Here is a 250-nt window from a genome sequence, read left to right as displayed (position 1 = left end):
AATGATTTCGAGGCGCGCATTTCCGCTGATGGCGTGCGCGTGGTCAAGATCATGTTGCACATCGCACCCGAGGAACAGGCAGCACGATTGATTTCTCGTCTCGACGACCCCGAGAAGTACTGGAAGTACAACCCGGGCGATGTCGATGAGCGCCTGCACTGGCCCTCCTACATGGAGGCGTTCCAGACGGCGATTGAACGCACAGACTCCGATGATGAGACCGGGGAAGTGGTGAAGGAAAAAGAGAAGT

1 pseudogene is annotated in these 250 nt (G+C 56.4%); it reads left to right on the top strand.

Features of this window, described 5'->3' with window-relative positions:
• Positions 1–250, top strand: a pseudogene (locus tag CH42_RS00115) (polyphosphate kinase 2 family protein); the annotation flags it as partial.

The organism is Leucobacter musarum subsp. musarum, from assembly GCF_001273845.1.
GTDB lineage: Bacteria > Actinomycetota > Actinomycetes > Actinomycetales > Microbacteriaceae > Leucobacter > Leucobacter musarum.
Note: the sequence above shows the minus strand (reverse complement) of the source record. Positions and strands in the feature narration are given on the sequence as shown.